Below are 16,278 nucleotides of genomic sequence, written 5' to 3' on the forward strand. Positions count from 1 at the left end.
ATCGGGTCTGCCCCGATTCTCATCTACATGGAACGCAAGGTCTGCGCGCATATCCAGTGCAGGCTTGGCCCCATGCGCCTCGGCTGGCACGGAACCATCCAGACCGTCGCCGACGTTATCAAGATGCTCTTCAAGGAAGTGTATGCCCCGAGCGGCGCAGACAAGTTGATGTTCTACCTCGCCCCGCTCATCGTGCTTATCGCCCCCTTCATCGTGTGCGCGCTTATCCCGTTCGGGCGCAACCTCGTCGTTGCAGACGTTTCGATGGGAATCCCGCTCATTATCGCGGTGAACGGCTTCGGCGTTTTGGGCATATTGCTTGGCGGCTGGAGCAGCAACAACAAGTATTCCCTGCTCGGTGCACTCCGTAGCGGCGCCCAGATGATCAGCTACGAAATCTCGTTCACGATGATTCTCCTGTTCGTCGTGATGATTTCGGGTTCCACGAACCTGATGAGCATCACTCTCGGGCAAGAGGGAACCATTCTCGACTGGTGGATTTTCAAGATTCCCGTACTCGGGATTGTCGCATTCATCCTGTTCTTTATTTCCTCTACCGCCGAAATGAACCGCGCGCCCTTCGACATCGCCGAAGCCGAGCAGGAACTCACGGGCGGCTACCACACGGAATATAACGGCACGCCGTTCGCCATGTTCTACCTCGCCGAATACATCGCGCTCGTCACGAACTCCGCACTGGCCACCACGTGCTTCCTTGGAGGCTTCCTGCCGCCCTGCATCGGAGTTGCCTTCGTGGACAACTACCTCAACATGGTGCCGGGAGTCGTGTGGTTCTTCGCGAAGGTCTACTTCATGATTTGGTGCTACATGATGGTCCGCTGGACGTTCGTGCGCCCGCGCGTAGACCAGCTCATGGATTTCGAATGGAAGTTCCTTTTGCCCGTAAACCTCGTATTGCTGGCAACCGGAGCGGCATATATAGTGATTTGGGGTTAAGTATAGGCGTGAGACTTTTTAGAGATTTGGATATATGCAAGAGAATATAACGTTAATACAGTATTTCAAGCGCTACCTGAAGCGCTGCATCACGGGGCCGTGGAGCCTCATGTGCGGACTTTCCGTTTCGCTAAAGTACTTCTTCGACCCAAGGCGCATCGTCACGGAACAGTATCCCGAAAACCGCAAGACATTGAAGATGCACGAACGTTTCCGCGGCAGGCTCGAGATGATCGAAGACCAGGACGGCAACAACCTCTGCACCGCCTGCGGCATGTGCGAACGCGCCTGCCCGAACGCCAGCATCAACGTCCTTGCCACCAAGAACATCGCCGGCAAGAAAGTGCTCGGACGCTACATCTACCATTTCGCGAGCTGCACCCAGTGCGGGCTCTGCGTTGAAGCGTGTCCCTTCGGCGCCATCCGCATGAACCAGGAATTCGAAGTCGCCACGACCGACCCGAACTCGCTCGAGATGATATTGAACAAGAAGGAGGGACAAGGCTAATGTTCCCAAATCTAACCATACCGGATTTTCCGCTTTCGTTCCCGATGGGAGGCATTGACATCGCGTTTTATGCCGTAGCCATCGTGATGCTCGTGACCGCGGTCTTCACTGTCGCCGTCAAAAACATCTTGCAAAGCGCAGTCGCCCTCATCTTCAGCTTTGTCGCCACCGCCATCCTCTACCTGCTCCTGCACGCGGAATTCATTGCGCTAGCCCAGGTAATGGTCTATGTCGGCGGCGTCGTCATCTTTGTGGTATTCACGATTCTATTGACTAGCCATCTCGGCGAAGACGCCTTCTCCACAAAAATCCCGAGATTATTTGCAGCCTTCGCCCTGTCGATTGCATTTGTTTTCGTGATGATAAAGTGCATTCTCCCCGTAGAATCGCTTTCCAGCGGCGTTGTCAGCGCCCCCGAAGGCTACTCCGGGCTGGAACAGTTCTCGCTCCGTCTTCTCGGTTACGGGCCTGACGGATTCATCATCCCGTTCGAAGTGGTCAGCGTGTTGCTCCTGATGACGCTCATCTGCGCCATCACCATCGCCCGCAAGACCAAGGACGAAGTCGAAAAAGAAAAGGCGGTTAAATAATGAACCTGATGAATTGCCTTATTCTAGCCTTTATCCTGTTCGGCATCGGTGTCTGGGGCCTTATGCGCAGGCGTCACCTGATCGGGATGCTCATTTCCATCGAACTCATGCTGAACGCGGCGAACATCAACTTTATCAGTTTCGCCTACTTTAGCGCACACGATTCTACAGCCGGTGCGCTGTTCAGTATTTTCGTCATCGCCGTGACGGCATGCGAAATGGCAATCGCCCTTGCCATTATCGTCACCATGTACCGCCGTCACAAGAGCCTTGACGCAGACCAGTTGAGGGATTTACATGATTAACGATATCACCCTCAGTTACCTGATTTTCCTCTGTCCGCTCCTGACGTTCGTCGTCAACGGGCTCTTTGTCGGAAACAAGAATGCGAAAGCCGCCGCGGTTATCGCCGTTGCCCTGAACGGCATCTCGGCCCTGTCCGCCATAATCGTCGCATTCCATTACTTCGCCTCGGATTACGCCCCGCAAAAGGCGGTCCTATTCGAATACACGTTCATTCCGTTCGCAGGCGATCTCGTCGCCAAGATCGGCATGCTCGTCGACCCGCTCTCGGTGATGATGCTCGTCGTCGTCACTTTCATCAGCCTGATGGTGAACATTTACAGCATCGGCTACATGCGCGAAGACCGCGCCGAAGGACGTTTCTTCGCGTTGCTCTCGCTGTTCAGCTTCAGCATGCTCGGGCTTGTCGTCGCCACGAACCTTTTCCAGATGTTCATCTTCTGGGAACTCGTCGGCGTTTCCAGCTACTTGCTCATCGGATTCTGGTACCACAAGAATTCCGCCGTCAGCGCATCGAAACAGGCGTTCATCCTCACGCGCTTTGCCGACAGTTTCTTCTTGCTCGGTATCGTCCTCGTGAGCTACGTCGTCGGGAGCTTCGACTTCTCGACGATCAATTCGCTTTCTATGGCCCCGTTCAAGGCCGGCACGGTCAACATGGGACTTCTTGAAATGTCACGCGCGAACGCGCTTATCCTCGGTTCCGTCCTGATATTTACCGGTGGCTGGGGCAAATCCGCCATGTTCCCGATGCATATCTGGCTCCCGAACGCGATGGAAGGTCCGACTCCGGTCAGTTCGATTATCCATAGCGCGACGATGGTGGTCGCAGGCGTCTATCTCGTGGCACGCCTGTTCCCGTTCTTCACTATCTGCGGCGATACGCTTACGCTCATCATGTGGGTTGGCGCCTTCACGATGGTCTTTGCCGCCGTCATCGCCTGCACGCAGAAAGACATCAAGCGCATCCTCGCCTACTCGACGCTTTCGCAGCTCGGCTACATGATGCTTGCGCTCGGCGCCTGCAAGATCCACATGATTGTCGCCACCACGGGCTGGACGGCAAGCACGTTCCATATCTTTACGCACGCATTCTTCAAGTGCAGCCTGTTCCTGATTGCGGGCAGCCTTATCCACCAGGTGCATACGAACGATCTCGACGCGATGGGCGGCCTCCGCAAGAAGATGCCTGTCACCTACATCTGCGCATTAATCTCCATCCTCGCCATTTCGGGCATTCCGCCGTTCTCCGGATTCTTCTCTAAAGACGAAATCATCCTCGCGGCATTCCAGGGACGCCATTATGTCGTATTCGGGCTTACGCTCCTCACCAGCGGCCTTACCACGTTCTACATGTTCCGCCTGTTCTTCCTCGCCTTCCACGGGGAACCGCGCCACGAAGGCGTCAAGGCAGGCCATGTCCACGAAGACCTGGCAATGACCATTCCCATAGCGGTATTGGCCATCCCGGCACTCGCCAGCGGTATCGTCGGCAAGAAGCTTTTCGAAGAATACTTCGTTATCGAGAAACTCCATGTGCCACAGCTGCTGAAACTGGCCGAAGCCCCCTGGCTTCCGTTTGTTGCCGTTGGCATCGCCGTTATCGCCTGTGCTATCGCCTGGTTGCTCTACGCCAGCCCCAAGGCAAAAATCCAGCGCGCTCTCGATGCAACAAACCGCACAAGTCTGTACAAAGTTGTCTATAATAAATTCTACTTCGATGAAATGTACTATGCGGTAGTCCGCCAGTTCATTTTCGGCGGCGTCGCCCGCGTGGCACGCGGTTTCCACGACATCGTGGTCGAAGGCCTCCTCGCATTTGCCGTCTGGTTCACGCACAAGTTGGGCGACCTCGTCCGCACGGCCCAGGCAGGCTACCTGCCGTTCTATCTCGGCACTTTGATTGTCGGCGTTCTCATTTGGCGTTTCTTCGGCCAGCTTCCCCTGTAGGCGCAACATGGATACGATACTTTTTAACCTCATCTGGATCATCCCGCTTTTTACAGTGCTCGTGGGCGCGCCCATTCCTGCAGCCCATCCGCGATTCCTGAAAACAATCCATGCCTTTTCGGCAACGACGGTACTCGCCATCGTATGCTACCTCACCTACCGCGTCTACGCTATGTCGGGAATCCCCGCAGACGAAGCCGCCGCACCGCTCGTTCTCCGTTTCTTTACCGATATCCCGTGGCTTTCCGCATTCCATTCCCACTATATCGTCGGCGCCGACGGGCTCAACATGCTCCTGCTCGCGCTCACGGCGTTTATCGTATGGGCGGGAATTCTCGTCAGCTGGAACATCAAGGGCAACCAGAAGATATTCTTCGCCCTCATCCAGATTCTCGCGACGAGCGTCTACGGCGTGTACATGAGTTTCGACCTGGTGCTCTTCTTCGTGTTCTACGAGATGGAAGCGCTTTGCATGTACCTGATGATCGCCTGCTATGGCAGCGGCAAGCGCGACTACGGCGGGAAAAAACTTACCCTGACGCTGGCCTTTGGCTCCTCGATGATTCTTGCGACGCTTTTCGGCCTCTACTTTGAAGGCGGAGCGAACAGCTGGAACATCATGGAACTTTCCAAGACGACTCTCCCGATGGATTTCCAGATGTGGGCCTTCCCGCTCATGTTCATGGGATTCGCCGTCTCGAGTTCGCTTTTCCCGTTCCATTTCTGGAGTCCGGACGGCCATTCCGCCGCACCCACCGCCGTCTCGATGCTCGCCGCAGGCGTGATGATGAAGATGGGCGCATACGGATGCCTGCGCGTGGCCATGTTCCTCATGCCCGAAGCAGCCAAGATCTGGTTGCCCTACGTGGTGGCCTTCCTCATCTTCAACGTCGTCCTTGGCCCCTTCATCGCAATTCGCCACAAGGACCTCAAGTATATCACCGCATACAGTTCCATCAGCCACCTGGGCCTCATTTTCCTCGGCCTGGCCGCCCTCACTCCTATCGGCCTACGCGGCGCGAGCCTCCAGATGATCTCGCACGGGTTCCTTACCGGGCTCTTCTTCGCGACCATCGGCATGATCTACGAACGCACGCACACCCGTGACATCACGGAAATGGGCGGCATCATGCGCAAGATGCCCTTCCTCGGCGTCGGTTTCGTGCTCGCCGGCTTTGCGGGCCTAGGCCTTCCGGGATTCAGCGGGTTCATTGCCGAAAGCACCATCTTCATCGGGGCCTTCCAGCAGGATTCCACGCTCACCCGCATCGTGACCATACTCGCCATTCTCTCCATTACCACGACCGCCGTCTATATCCTGCAAACGGCCAACCGCATGCTCCACGGTCCGCTCCCGCAAAAGTACGAGAGCCTCACCGACGGGTGCCTCCGCGAAAAAGTCGTCATTATCGTTCTTGTCGCATGTCTTTTGTTTATCGGTATATGCCCCGGCTGGATTTCCGAAATGCTGGATGCAAGCATCGCCCCGATATTCGAAAAGATTTCTGCAGCCACCCAGCCCGCTATCAGCGGGATAGGAGGTTAACATGTCCAGTTTACTCAACATGAATATCATCATTCCCGACGTTCTCTTGCTGCTTTTCCCGTTCATCGTTATCGGGATAAGGCTCTTTTGCGATTTCAGGTCCAAACTCCCCTGGCGCATCGCGAACTTCGGTTTCATCGCCATTTTCGTCCTGCTGAACTTCATCCCGCTCGCCAGCGGCGAAGGCAGGTTCTTGATCAGCAACTGGAAAGTCGACGATTTCGGCGTCCTCATGCGCGAAGTCCTCATGATTTCAGCCATTCTCGGCATGTGGCTCTCGAAGGACTACTTTGAGCACGGAGCAGACGGCAAACCGCAGATGCACCAGATTGCGGAATTCATCGGCGCTATCGCATTTGCCACCTTCGGCGGCGTGACGGTCGTGTCGGCATGTGACCTGCTCACCTTCTTCCTCGGCCTCGAAATCGCGACCATCCCGATGTACGCGCTCACGGCCTGGAACAAGAAGGACCAGCTCGGAAGCGAGGCGGCCACCAAGTACATCTTGATGGGCTCTGTCGCCACGGCCTTTGAACTTTTCGGTTTCAGTTACCTTTACGGATTCGCCGGTTCGCTCCATTTCAGCGAAATCCAGCAGGCCGTAGCCGCCGGCACCAGCCCGCTCCTGTGGCTCGCGGTGCTGTTCCTTTTCTGCGGTATCGGTTTCAAGCTCACGCTTTTCCCGTTCTACACATGGGCCCCGGACGTGTACGAAGGCGCCCCGACTCCTGTCACGGCAGTTCTTTCCGTCACCTCCAAGGCGACAGCCATCGCGTTCCTTGTCGTGCTCGTCTTTGGCCCCCTCGCCCCCGTCCAGGAACAGATTGCCCCCTTCATCGCGCTCCTCGCCGGCACGACCCTCTTCGTGGGCAACCTCGGAGCCCTGAAGCAGAGCAGGCTCCGCCGCTTCATGGCCTACAGTTCCATCGCACAGGCGGGATACATCATGGTGGCGCTCCTCGGCCCCGCCACCATGGCGAAGACCGCCATCATCTACTATCTGTTCGTATACGCCGTATCGAACTACCTCGCGTTCTTCGTATTCGGCATTATAGGGCATCACCGCGAAGAGACATTCGCCTCGTTGCGCGGCCTTTCCAAGCAGAACCCGGGCATCGCCATCGCGCTTGCGATATCGATGTTCAGCCTCGCCGGCATTCCGCCGCTTGCCGGTTTCTTCGGCAAGTTCCACCTGTTCTTCAGCGGGGCATCGACCGGACACTACGCCATTGTCGCTTTCGCGGTACTCAACAACGTGCTCGCCCTGTTCTACTACCTGCAGCTCATCAAGAGCGCCTGGGTAGACGAACCCGATGGCCACCTCACGCCGTTACGGCTCACCAAGCGCCAGCGCAGTGTCATCATTACGCTCTCCATCGCCGTGGTCATCATCGGAGTCCTGCCGTTCCTGAGCAACAACATCTTTGCCGGATTCAATTACTAGATTTATCACCCGAATGTTGTCAAAGGCAGCCCCGTAAAAGGCTGCTTTTTTTATTTATCCCATTTTTAACCACAAGGAACGGAAATTCTTACCAGGATCCTTTGCCCTTTACAGGGCCCAGGATGACACTGGAATAACATCCTTAGGTAAATATTATTCTATAATTACAGCGGAAAAAAATTTCGATACCTATACAGGAGCAAAAAATGCGCAGAAGACTTTTGAGCGAAGGTGCCAAGGAACTCTCTTACGAAATCCGCGAGATCGTGAAGAAGGCAAACCAGCTCAAGGCACTCGGCCTCCCCATCCACTGGGAAAACATCGGCGACCCCATCGAAAAGAAATGCCAGATTCCCGACTGGATCAAGGACATCGTGGTCGACCTCGTCAAGACGAACCGCAGCTACGGCTACTGCCCCTCCAAGGGCATGCTCGAGACCCGCGAATTTTTGGTGAAAGAGAACAACAAGCTCGGCGGCGCACAGATTGGCGTCGACGACATCCTGTTTTTCAACGGCCTCGGTGACGCCATCGCCACCATCTACGGCCTGCTCTCGATGAACACCCGCATCATCGGACCGGCCCCTGCCTACTCCACCCACAGTTCCGCCGAAGCGGCACATGCCCACACGGCTCCCATCACCTACAGCCTCCAGCCCGAAAACCACTGGTACCCGGACCTGGAAGAACTGGAAAACAAGGTGAAATACAACCCGAGCATCGCGGGCATCCTAATTCTGAATCCGGACAATCCGACAGGCATGGTCTACCCGCTCGACATCCTCAAGAAGATTGTGGATATCGCGAAGCGCTACAACCTGTTCATCATCTGCGACGAAATCTACAACAAGATTACGTACAATGGCGCCCACGCCTACGCGCTTGCCGAATACATCGGCGACGTTCCGGGCATCGCGCTCAAGGGTATTTCCAAGGAATACCCGTGGCCGGGCGCTCGTTGCGGCTGGGCCGAATACTACAACCGCGACAAGGACGAACAGTTCGACGCCTTCTGCCGCGCTATCGACAACGCCAAGATGGTGGAAGTCTGCTCGACCACGCTCCCGCAGATGACCATTCCGCGCGTGCTGGGCGACAAGCGCTTTGCCGAACACCGCTCTGCACTTAACGAAAAAATCGGCCGCCGTAGCGCCATCATCAACGAAATCCTTTCCGACATTCCGGAACTGTACTTCAACCCGACCTACGGCGCATTCTACAACACCATCATCTTCCGCGAAGGCACCCTGAACAGCCACCAGACCTTGAAGATCGACAACCCGATCATCAAGAAGAAGGTGGAAGAATGGTGCAGCAAGACGACGAACCTCGACTACCGCTTCGTGTACTACCTGCTGGGCGCGAAGGGCATCTGCGTGGTGCCGAGCACGAGCTTCTGCACGGACTTGAAGGGTTTCCGCGTGACTCTCCTCGAAGAAGACGAAGAAGAACTGCGCGAAGTGTTCACCACGATTCACGACGCCATCGTGGAATACCTGCACAGCTAGAAATCGTATTTCGGATTCATAAAAAGGGGAAGCTATGGGAAAAAGTAAGGCCATCTACCTAGCAGCTGCGTTTTTTGCCATCATGGCTGCCGTTATTTTCTGCAACTGCAATGATGAATCTAAACATCCGTCCAAGGTGGTCTCGGTTCTGATTTACAGTGAATACATTGACCCGGCCATGTTGGACGATTTCCAGAGGCAAGCCGGTTACACCCTATCCCTGGACCTCTACGAAGCCCAGGAAGAAATGATAGCCAAGTTGCAGTCGGCCGACACGAAACCGTACGATGTCATCATCGCCTCCGACGTGGTCATCCAGCAGATGGTCAACCTCGGGCTCATCGCCGCCATCGATACGAACAAGGTTCCGAACCATGTAAACATCGCTCCCCAGTTCAAGAACCCGAACTACGATCCGAACAACACCTATACCCTCCCCTATCTGTGGGGCACTACGGGCATCCTCTACCGCGACAAAGACATCTCCCCGGACCAGGTGAGCTACAGCATGCTCTTCGATTCTACAAAGACCAAAGGCAGCTTCAGCCTGCTCGAAGAAAGCCGCTCCATGCTCTCCATGGCACTCCTCGCCAAGGGCTTTGACGCCAACAGCGTAGACAAGAAGGAAATCGACCAGGCAGCAGAACTCATCCTGCAGGCCAAGAAGGATCCGCATTTTGTCGGATTCGACGGTTCCGTAGGCAGTAAAGACAAGGTGCTTTCGGGCAAGGACTGGGCCGCCATCGTATTCAACGGCGAAGCCATGGCCGCCATCGACGAAGACCATTCGCTCCAGTTCTCCATCCCGGTCGAAGGCTCCTTCATGTGGGTAGACGCCATGACAATCGGCAGCAGGTCGCAGAACGTGGAAGGCGCCTACGCCTTCATGAACTACATTCTCGACGGCCAGATCGGCGCGCAACTTGCGAAGTTCATCAACTACGCAACCCCGAACAAGGCCTCGATTGCCTTCCTGGACAAGGAATTCACCGGAAACCACGTTATCAATCCTTCCGAGGAAGAAATCGGCCGCATGGTGTTCCTGAGGGATCCGGGCGAAGCAGCCAAGCTGTTCGACGAAGCCTGGAAAACCATCAAGACGCGATAGTCCGACTCCGAATTTAACAATATAGGGATAAACCTGTTTATTCCGCGTGGCTAATGGGCAGCGGCGGGAACGGGGGTTCCAGTTCTATGCTGATGGGGCAATGGTCCGAGCCCATGACTTCGGAATGGATTTCCGCATTCACGATATTCGGGGCCAGGTCCTCGTCGACAAAGGCGTAGTCGATACGCCAGCCGACATTGCGCTTGCGGGCGCCGAAACGGTTTGACCACCAGGAATAACGGTCCCGGTCTTCCGGGTGCAAGAGTCGGAACGAATCCACGAATCCGCTTTCTACATATTTGTCCATCCAGGCGCGCTCGATGGGCAGGAACCCGCTGATGTTTTCGTTTTCCTTGGGGCGCGCGATGTCGATTTCCTTGTGGCAGGTGTTGTAGTCGCCAACGGTCACCACGTGTTTGCCGTCTGCAATCCAATGCTTGCAGTTGTCCAGGAACGCATCGTAAAAACGGAGCTTGTAGTCCAGACGGTCATCGCCGGAGCCTCCGTTCGGGAAATAAATGGAGTTGAGCACCCAGTCGGGGAACACCAGCTGCAAGACGCGGCCTTCTTCGTCGAATTCCTCGATATCGAACCCATAGTTTACGGAATCCGGTTCAATTTGCGAGAAAATGGCCACGCCACTGTAACCCTTCTTGCGACGGCAGGGATTCCAGTACGTGAAGTATCCTTCAGGTTTACGGATGGACTCGGGAACCTGGTCCTCGTCGGCACGAGTTTCCTGCAAGCACAGGATTTCCGGTTTTTGGGTATTGAACCAATCCTCGAAACCCTTCTTGATTGCCGAACGTATGCCGTTCACATTCCAACTATAGATGTTCATTATTTACCAGTTACACAACAATCCGTATACAAAGATAAATTTTAGAACCCGGATAGTCAACTAGGCCCCCCTCTTTCAGGGTTTAAGTCAAAAAATTTACATATTCTCAACAAAAAAAGGTTCTTTTTCATTAAACAAAATTATATTTGCAATATGAAGATTTCTTTAGCTGTCATCAAGTTTACACCTGTCGTCCTCGCCCTTTCCCTGCTTTCCGGCTGTGCCGGTTCCGGCGACGAACAGCTCGAAATACCTACGAACCTGCCACCGATTTGCCGCGACATCGACTTCTCGTCCAATCCCGACATGCGCGAGGTTTGCGGAGTACGCAAGGCGCACAACAAGGCTTATAAGAACATCCCCCAGCAGCGTTATCTCATCAAGCCCGCAGAGACTTCCATCGTAAAGACGGGCAACAAGCTCGAACTGCGTTTCCAGAACTCCCTACCCTTGGAACTGCGCGGCGGCATTGCCGACGACCTCCAGTTCAGCCAGGATCTCCGCCTGCAGCGCGTGGCCAACACGTACGATTACCACGAAATCTACAACAAGGATTCCGGAGCACGTCTTCGCATTTTCAAGATGGGCATCCCGACCGAAGCCCGCACCACCTACAATTTCTGCTTCCGCATTCCCGAAAAGAAGGGTAATGCCCGTACCCGCAGCAAGGCCATGGGTACGAACATTGAAGAAATCGAATGCACCGACTTTGAACAAATTGTAGCAGCAGACCTCGCCGCCAAGAAAGCCGCCCAGGAAGCTGCCGCCAAGGCAAAGTAGAAACACGGCAAGGATTTTTTTCTAAATTTTCGTCACGGTAAATATTGTGACGACAGAAAACAGGTACATCCACAACGCCCTCAAACAAGTCCACCACAAGGTGGCCTGTTCTGCGTTACAGGGCTTTTCGATTTCCGGACTCGCGACGTATTTCTTGTTCCCCGAAATGGATTTTTGCGTCGACATGGGCGAATGCCCGCTGAACGCGACACCTCTTGACCATGTATTCCTGACGCACGCCCACGGCGACCATGCCCGTTGCATCATGAGGCACAACAGCCTCCGCAAGATGATGGGCGTCGAACGCGACAGCGTATACTACCTCCCGGAAAGCATCTGCGAAGGCGCCAAGGCGTGGATCAAGGCCGAAGCGCTTTTCGAAGGCGTAAACGAATCCAAGTTCCGCTACCCCGAAATCGAACCGGTCAAGGCCGGCGAAAGGATTCCGCTGCGCTACCGCAAGGACCTGGTGCTGGAACCGTTTTCGGTAAAGCATTCCGTGCCCGCAATGGGAGCGACAGTGCTCCTGCACAAGAAAAAGCTGAAAGACGAATTCCTCGGCAAGTCGGCTAGCGAAATCATAGAACTGCGCAAGAACGGCGTAGAAGTCACACGGGAAGTTTACGAACCGCAGTTGAGCTTCATGGGCGACTGCCTGGGCGAAAGTCTGCTCGAAAACCCCGACGTGTTCAAGTCGAAGGTGCTGATTACCGAATGCACCTTCCTGGACAACGACGAAGAACAGATGGCCCACAAGAAGGGGCACACACACCTGAACAGCATCGTGAAGGCGCTCAACGAAATGGGTGACGACGTGAAATGCGAACAGATTATTCTGAGCCATTTCTCCATGAAATACTCGGAAAAGCATATCCAGGAGACCCTCAAAAAGAACATCCCCGAGAAATTCCGGGACAGGGTTGTAGCGTTTATTTAATTGATAATTGATGATTGATAATTAATATGAGTGAAGATACAATCAACAAGAACGTAGAAGAAGTTGCCGAAAATGCAGCCGAAAAGCAGGTCGTAATTCCCGAATTCTACCGAGACCTGAATGCAGACCCCGAACAGAAGGGTCTGTGGCACTACGTGTTCCGTACGAACGGCGACCGCAAGCCCATCAAGACCGCCGATGGAAAGCCTCACAGGCTCGACTTCAACTGGAAGGATATGTTCCCTAACGAGAACGGGCACATCGAAGTCGAAATCGGCAGTGGCAAGGGCAATTTCATGACGGACTACGCCGAAAAGCACCCCGATTACTTTATCATGGGCAGCGAATGGGACTACACGTGGGCGGCATTCGCCGTCGAACGCATGACCAAGCGCGGCGTCGTGGCCCAGGGGAATGCGGCCATGCTGCGCGGTGACGTATTCTATTTCTTGCGGGACTGCGTCAAAAGCAATACCGTCGACGCATTCCACATGTATTTTCCGGACCCGTGGCCCAAGGAACGCCACCACAAGAACAGGCTCCTGCGCCCCGATTTCTTGACCGAAGTCGCGCGCTGCCTCAAGCCGGGCAAGAGAATCTTCTACTGGGGAACCGACCACAAGGAATACAACGAAATCGCCCTCGAGACGTTTGACGCCTTCCCCACCTGCAAGGTAATCGTGCGCAACACGGCCGAACCCACCGAAGGAATCACAACCGGATTCGAACGCAAGTACAAGAAAGAAGGCAGGCCCATCTACCGGAGCATTATCGAATTCGAAAAGTAGGATTGACCCGTCTCCAAAAGACAGGTGTCATATTTTGACATGTATTTTTTGTTAGATTAGTTTTGACATGTTAAAGCAACTTTCCATCAAAGATTTTACGCTGATCGCCGAGGCGACCGTTCCCTTCCACGGCGGGTTCACGGCCATTACCGGCGAAACCGGTGCCGGCAAGTCCGTTTTGCTCAAGGCGCTCCGCATGGTATGCGGCGACAAGGCCCAAGCTGCGATGGTGCGTACAGGCAGCGAAAAAGCCGTCATCGAAGGCACATTCGACATTTCTAGCGAGCCGCAAATCAAGCAGCTGCTCGAATCTTTCGAGATTGACCCGGACGACGAAATCATCATCCGCCGCGAAATTCTCGAAAACGGCAAGGGCCGCGCCCGCATCAACGGGACGGTAGTAAGCCTCTCCGACCTGCAGCAGCTCGGGGAAAGCCTCATCCAGATGCACGGCCAGAGCGAACAGCTTTTGCTCCGCGACACGCGGACGCACACACAGATGCTCGACGAATACGCCGGGAATCACGACCTGCTCGCCGAATACACCAAGTGCTGGAGCAAGTGGAATTCCATCCGCACGCTTATCCAGGAAACAGAGGAACGCGCCAAGAATCTCGCCGCACAGAAAGATTTCCTGAAGTTCCAGTTCGACGAACTCAGCAAGGCAGCTCTCCGCGAAGGCGAAGAAGAAGAACTGGAAGAAAAGGTGAACCTCGCCAGCAAGGGCGAAACTGAAAGACGCCACCTGGACGAAATCCAGGACCTGCTGGGCGGCGAGAAGGGACTTCTCGACCAGATCCAGATGCTGCAATACAAGATGCGTTCCCTCGCCGCGAAGATTCCGCATTACGAGAAATACCTGACCGCGCTGGACGAAGCCTCGGCCCCGTTCGAAAGTTCCTGCAAGGACCTGATGCACCTGTCGCCCTCGGAATCGCTCTCCCCTGCAGAAATTGACCGAGCCAACTCCCGGATTGCGGCTATCCAGAAGCTTAAGCGCAAGTACCGCACCGATGTCGCCGGACTTATCGCCCTTACCGCAACGCGGAAAGAAGAACTCTCCTGCCTCGAGAATCTCGATGCGGACCTCGAGGAACTCGGCCGCCAGGAATCGAAAACCCATGCCGAGCTCGAATCCATTGCCCAGAAGCTCTCCCTCGCCCGCAAGGAATCGGCAAAGAGGTTCGACGCATCCGTACAAGACCTCCTGCACGCCCTGGGCATGCCCAAGGCGACGTTCTGTACGAGCCTCCAGCCGCAGGGCCTTGCCGCCAACGGAGCCGACAAGATAGAGTTCATGCTCGCCCCTAACCCGGGCGAAGGCGAAAAAACACTGCAGAAGGCCGTGTCGGGCGGCGAACTATCCCGCGTTTTGCTGGCAATCAAGAGCGTGATGGCCGACCTCGACAAAATTCCTTTGCTAATTTTTGACGAAGTTGATTCCGGAATCAGCGGAGAAACGGGAAACCGCATCGGCGACGCCCTCCGCAACCTCGGCAAGCACCATCAGGTACTGACGATCACGCACCTGCACCAGGTGGCGAGCCGGGCCAAGAATCAGCTGGCCGTAAGCAAGAAGGAAATCGACGGACGCACGTTTACTTCCGTCAAGGACCTCGATGATTCCGGCCGCGTCGATGAAATTGTACGCATGCTGGGCGGCGAATCGGAAACCGTCCGCGAGCATGCAAAACAACTGCTGGAGAACAACAAATGACCGAGAAACGAGATGATGTCCGCTTGCGTTCACGCATTTGGAGCATCCTCAGAGCCCTCATCTTTATCTGTGTCATCTATTTCATCTGGATTGGCATGGCCAAGACGGCAAGCGCCTTTGTACTGATTGCGCTTATCATGGGATGGGTGAACCTCTACCAGCTGCGTTCCCAGGAAATCGAGAAGCCCTATTACAGGCTATGGCTGAACGTCGTTGACGGCCTGTTGCAATTCAGCGTCATGACAAGCATTTTCATACGCGACATCTACAACTCCGAAAGCGTCGAGAAGCTTCTCGGCATCGGCTGCGTCTTCATCCTCGCCCGCCTTATCGCCCACACGCTGTTTTCCCTGGGCGTGCTGCGCGAAGGCAAGAAGTTGCCGCAAAAAAGGCGCTGGTCCAAGCTGGCAAACCTCGCGACGACAATTACCATGGGCGTCTACCTGCTGAACCTCGAAGACTACCAGCAAATCTGCATGGTGGCGACCATCCTGCTCATCCTCGCCTCCACGGTCGCCTACGCCTACTGGTACTACCGCGATCCGTCGCACCGCAAGCCCCTTTCTATCGCGAGCCAGCTCACGATGAGCCGCATCGTGCTCACGCCCTTCTTCCTCTGGGTGTTCTTCTACGACAACGACCTAGACTACAGCAACAACAGCCTTGTCTTCAAGGTTCTCGCGCTCCTCATGGTTCTCGGGTTCATGCTCACCGACTTTCTCGACGGCAAGCTTGCGCGCGCCATGGGCGAAGTCAGCACGCTCGGCAAGTACCTAGACCCGTTCAGCGACAAGATTTCCAACATGACCATCTTCATGTGCTTCATCGCCACCGGATACGCTCCCGTGTGGATGGTCGCGCTCATCTACTTCCGCGAATCGAGCGTCGAGACGCTCCGCACGCTCGCCGCAAGCGAAGGCCTTATCATGCCCGCCCGCAAGAGCGGCAAGTGGAAGACCGCCCTGCAGGGAATCGGCATCGTAGCCATCCTTCTCGGCGCCATCGAGCCCATCCGAGCGCTCATCCCCGGATTCGAGAACATCTGGAGCGTCTTCCCGATGGCCGTTATGGGCGTCATTACGGCAATTACGCTTATCAGCGGCATAGATTATTTCTATTCCAGCAAGCACATCCTGAAAAAATTCGTGTAGGCAGGGCAAGCCCGCAAACAGGCACGAAAACAAAGCGTTTTCAAAATATTGTGGCAAAAGCCTTGCCAAATGGGCTTTTTTTTACTATATATGGGCTATCCTCGACGCGGGGTGGAGCAGTTGGTAGCTCGTCGGGCTCATAACCCGAAG

Annotated in this window: 15 protein-coding genes; 14 read left to right on the plus strand and 1 reads right to left on the minus strand. The window is 55.1% G+C overall.

All coding sequences use genetic code 11. The annotated features are described in order from the left end of the window. The 9 genes from B3M32_RS09455 to B3M32_RS09495 all read left to right on the plus strand — a co-directional run. A partial coding sequence (locus tag B3M32_RS09455; RefSeq protein ID WP_290745895.1) for a complex I subunit 1/NuoH family protein occupies positions 1 to 957 on the plus strand: 957 nt, incomplete at its 5' end. 34 nt (positions 958 to 991) lie between these two features. Next, positions 992 to 1,465 (plus strand): 4Fe-4S dicluster domain-containing protein, encoded by a 474-nt coding sequence (locus tag B3M32_RS09460; RefSeq protein ID WP_290745898.1) that lies wholly within the window; start codon positions 992 to 994, stop codon positions 1,463 to 1,465. Continuing rightward, positions 1,465 to 2,055: an NADH-quinone oxidoreductase subunit J gene (locus B3M32_RS09465; protein WP_290745901.1), complete on the plus strand. Its 591-nt coding sequence runs from the start codon at positions 1,465 to 1,467 to the stop codon at positions 2,053 to 2,055. Before B3M32_RS09460 ends, B3M32_RS09465 begins: the two co-directional genes overlap by 1 nt. Then, positions 2,055 to 2,360, plus strand: coding sequence for an NADH-quinone oxidoreductase subunit NuoK (nuoK, locus tag B3M32_RS09470; RefSeq protein WP_290745904.1), 306 nt, complete (start codon positions 2,055 to 2,057; stop codon positions 2,358 to 2,360). The genes B3M32_RS09465 and nuoK overlap by 1 nt, the downstream gene beginning before the upstream one ends. Continuing rightward, positions 2,353 to 4,308 carry an NADH-quinone oxidoreductase subunit L gene (nuoL, locus tag B3M32_RS09475; RefSeq protein WP_290745907.1) on the plus strand — a complete coding sequence of 652 codons (1,956 nt, stop codon included), beginning with the start codon at positions 2,353 to 2,355 and terminating at the stop codon, positions 4,306 to 4,308. The genes nuoK and nuoL overlap by 8 nt, the downstream gene beginning before the upstream one ends. Before the next feature lie 7 nt (positions 4,309 to 4,315). Continuing rightward, on the plus strand, positions 4,316 to 5,854 hold the full coding sequence (locus tag B3M32_RS09480) for a complex I subunit 4 family protein (RefSeq protein ID WP_290745910.1): 1,539 nt from the start codon (positions 4,316 to 4,318) through the stop codon (positions 5,852 to 5,854). 1 nt (position 5,855) lies between these two features. Next, positions 5,856 to 7,298 carry an NADH-quinone oxidoreductase subunit N gene (locus B3M32_RS09485; protein WP_290745912.1) on the plus strand — a complete coding sequence of 481 codons (1,443 nt, stop codon included), beginning with the start codon at positions 5,856 to 5,858 and terminating at the stop codon, positions 7,296 to 7,298. 206 nt (positions 7,299 to 7,504) lie between these two features. Next, on the plus strand, positions 7,505 to 8,806 hold the full coding sequence (locus B3M32_RS09490) for a pyridoxal phosphate-dependent aminotransferase (RefSeq protein ID WP_290745915.1): 1,302 nt from the start codon (positions 7,505 to 7,507) through the stop codon (positions 8,804 to 8,806). 34 nt (positions 8,807 to 8,840) lie between these two features. Beyond that, on the plus strand, positions 8,841 to 9,914 hold the full coding sequence (locus B3M32_RS09495) for a polyamine ABC transporter substrate-binding protein (RefSeq protein ID WP_290745918.1): 1,074 nt from the start codon (positions 8,841 to 8,843) through the stop codon (positions 9,912 to 9,914). 37 nt (positions 9,915 to 9,951) lie between these two features. Here the strand turns inward: B3M32_RS09495 and B3M32_RS09500 are convergent, their stop codons facing one another. Continuing rightward, positions 9,952 to 10,755: an exodeoxyribonuclease III gene (locus B3M32_RS09500; protein ID WP_290745921.1), complete on the minus strand. Its 804-nt coding sequence runs from the start codon at positions 10,753 to 10,755 to the stop codon at positions 9,952 to 9,954. Between the two features lie 153 nt (positions 10,756 to 10,908). Between B3M32_RS09500 and B3M32_RS09505 the strand changes: the two genes are divergently transcribed. The 5 genes from B3M32_RS09505 to pgsA all read left to right on the plus strand — a co-directional run bounded on the left by B3M32_RS09505 (position 10,909) and on the right by pgsA (position 16,128). Next, positions 10,909 to 11,535, plus strand: coding sequence for a hypothetical protein (locus B3M32_RS09505; protein WP_290745924.1), 627 nt, complete (start codon positions 10,909 to 10,911; stop codon positions 11,533 to 11,535). A 46-nt stretch (positions 11,536 to 11,581) separates the two neighbouring features. After that, on the plus strand, positions 11,582 to 12,472 hold the full coding sequence (locus B3M32_RS09510) for an MBL fold metallo-hydrolase (protein ID WP_290745927.1): 891 nt from the start codon (positions 11,582 to 11,584) through the stop codon (positions 12,470 to 12,472). Positions 12,473 to 12,498: 26 nt separating this feature from the next. Next, complete coding sequence (trmB, locus tag B3M32_RS09515) at positions 12,499 to 13,260, plus strand: tRNA (guanine(46)-N(7))-methyltransferase TrmB (protein ID WP_290745929.1); 762 nt, start codon at positions 12,499 to 12,501, stop codon at positions 13,258 to 13,260. A gap of 67 nt (positions 13,261 to 13,327) precedes the next feature. Then, on the plus strand, positions 13,328 to 14,977 hold the full coding sequence (gene recN, locus B3M32_RS09520; protein WP_290745932.1) for a DNA repair protein RecN: 1,650 nt from the start codon (positions 13,328 to 13,330) through the stop codon (positions 14,975 to 14,977). After that, positions 14,974 to 16,128, plus strand: coding sequence for a CDP-diacylglycerol--glycerol-3-phosphate 3-phosphatidyltransferase (gene pgsA, locus B3M32_RS09525; protein ID WP_290745935.1), 1,155 nt, complete (start codon positions 14,974 to 14,976; stop codon positions 16,126 to 16,128). Before recN ends, pgsA begins: the two co-directional genes overlap by 4 nt. The last annotated feature ends 150 nt before the right edge of the window (positions 16,129 to 16,278 follow it).

It is taken from the genome of Fibrobacter sp. UBA4309 (assembly GCF_002395745.1).
Taxonomy (GTDB): domain Bacteria; phylum Fibrobacterota; class Fibrobacteria; order Fibrobacterales; family Fibrobacteraceae; genus Fibrobacter.

What these genes read in the sequence shown, in the direction of transcription:
- B3M32_RS09505 (WP_290745924.1), top strand. Translation starts at nt 10,909, where the DNA reads ATGAAGATTTCTTTAGCTGTCATCAAGTTTACACCTGTCGTCCTCGCC.
- recN (WP_290745932.1), top strand. Translation starts at nt 13,328, where the DNA reads ATGTTAAAGCAACTTTCCATCAAAGATTTTACGCTGATCGCCGAGGCG.
- B3M32_RS09480 (WP_290745910.1), top strand. Translation starts at nt 4,316, where the DNA reads ATGGATACGATACTTTTTAACCTCATCTGGATCATCCCGCTTTTTACA.
- B3M32_RS09495 (WP_290745918.1), top strand. Translation starts at nt 8,841, where the DNA reads ATGGGAAAAAGTAAGGCCATCTACCTAGCAGCTGCGTTTTTTGCCATC.
- B3M32_RS09485 (WP_290745912.1), top strand. Translation starts at nt 5,856, where the DNA reads ATGTCCAGTTTACTCAACATGAATATCATCATTCCCGACGTTCTCTTG.
- pgsA (WP_290745935.1), top strand. Translation starts at nt 14,974, where the DNA reads ATGACCGAGAAACGAGATGATGTCCGCTTGCGTTCACGCATTTGGAGC.
- B3M32_RS09500 (WP_290745921.1), bottom strand. Translation starts at nt 10,755, where the DNA reads ATGAACATCTATAGTTGGAATGTGAACGGCATACGTTCGGCAATCAAG.
- nuoK (WP_290745904.1), top strand. Translation starts at nt 2,055, where the DNA reads ATGAACCTGATGAATTGCCTTATTCTAGCCTTTATCCTGTTCGGCATC.
- B3M32_RS09490 (WP_290745915.1), top strand. Translation starts at nt 7,505, where the DNA reads ATGCGCAGAAGACTTTTGAGCGAAGGTGCCAAGGAACTCTCTTACGAA.
- B3M32_RS09465 (WP_290745901.1), top strand. Translation starts at nt 1,465, where the DNA reads ATGTTCCCAAATCTAACCATACCGGATTTTCCGCTTTCGTTCCCGATG.
- nuoL (WP_290745907.1), top strand. Translation starts at nt 2,353, where the DNA reads ATGATTAACGATATCACCCTCAGTTACCTGATTTTCCTCTGTCCGCTC.
- trmB (WP_290745929.1), top strand. Translation starts at nt 12,499, where the DNA reads ATGAGTGAAGATACAATCAACAAGAACGTAGAAGAAGTTGCCGAAAAT.
- B3M32_RS09460 (WP_290745898.1), top strand. Translation starts at nt 992, where the DNA reads ATGCAAGAGAATATAACGTTAATACAGTATTTCAAGCGCTACCTGAAG.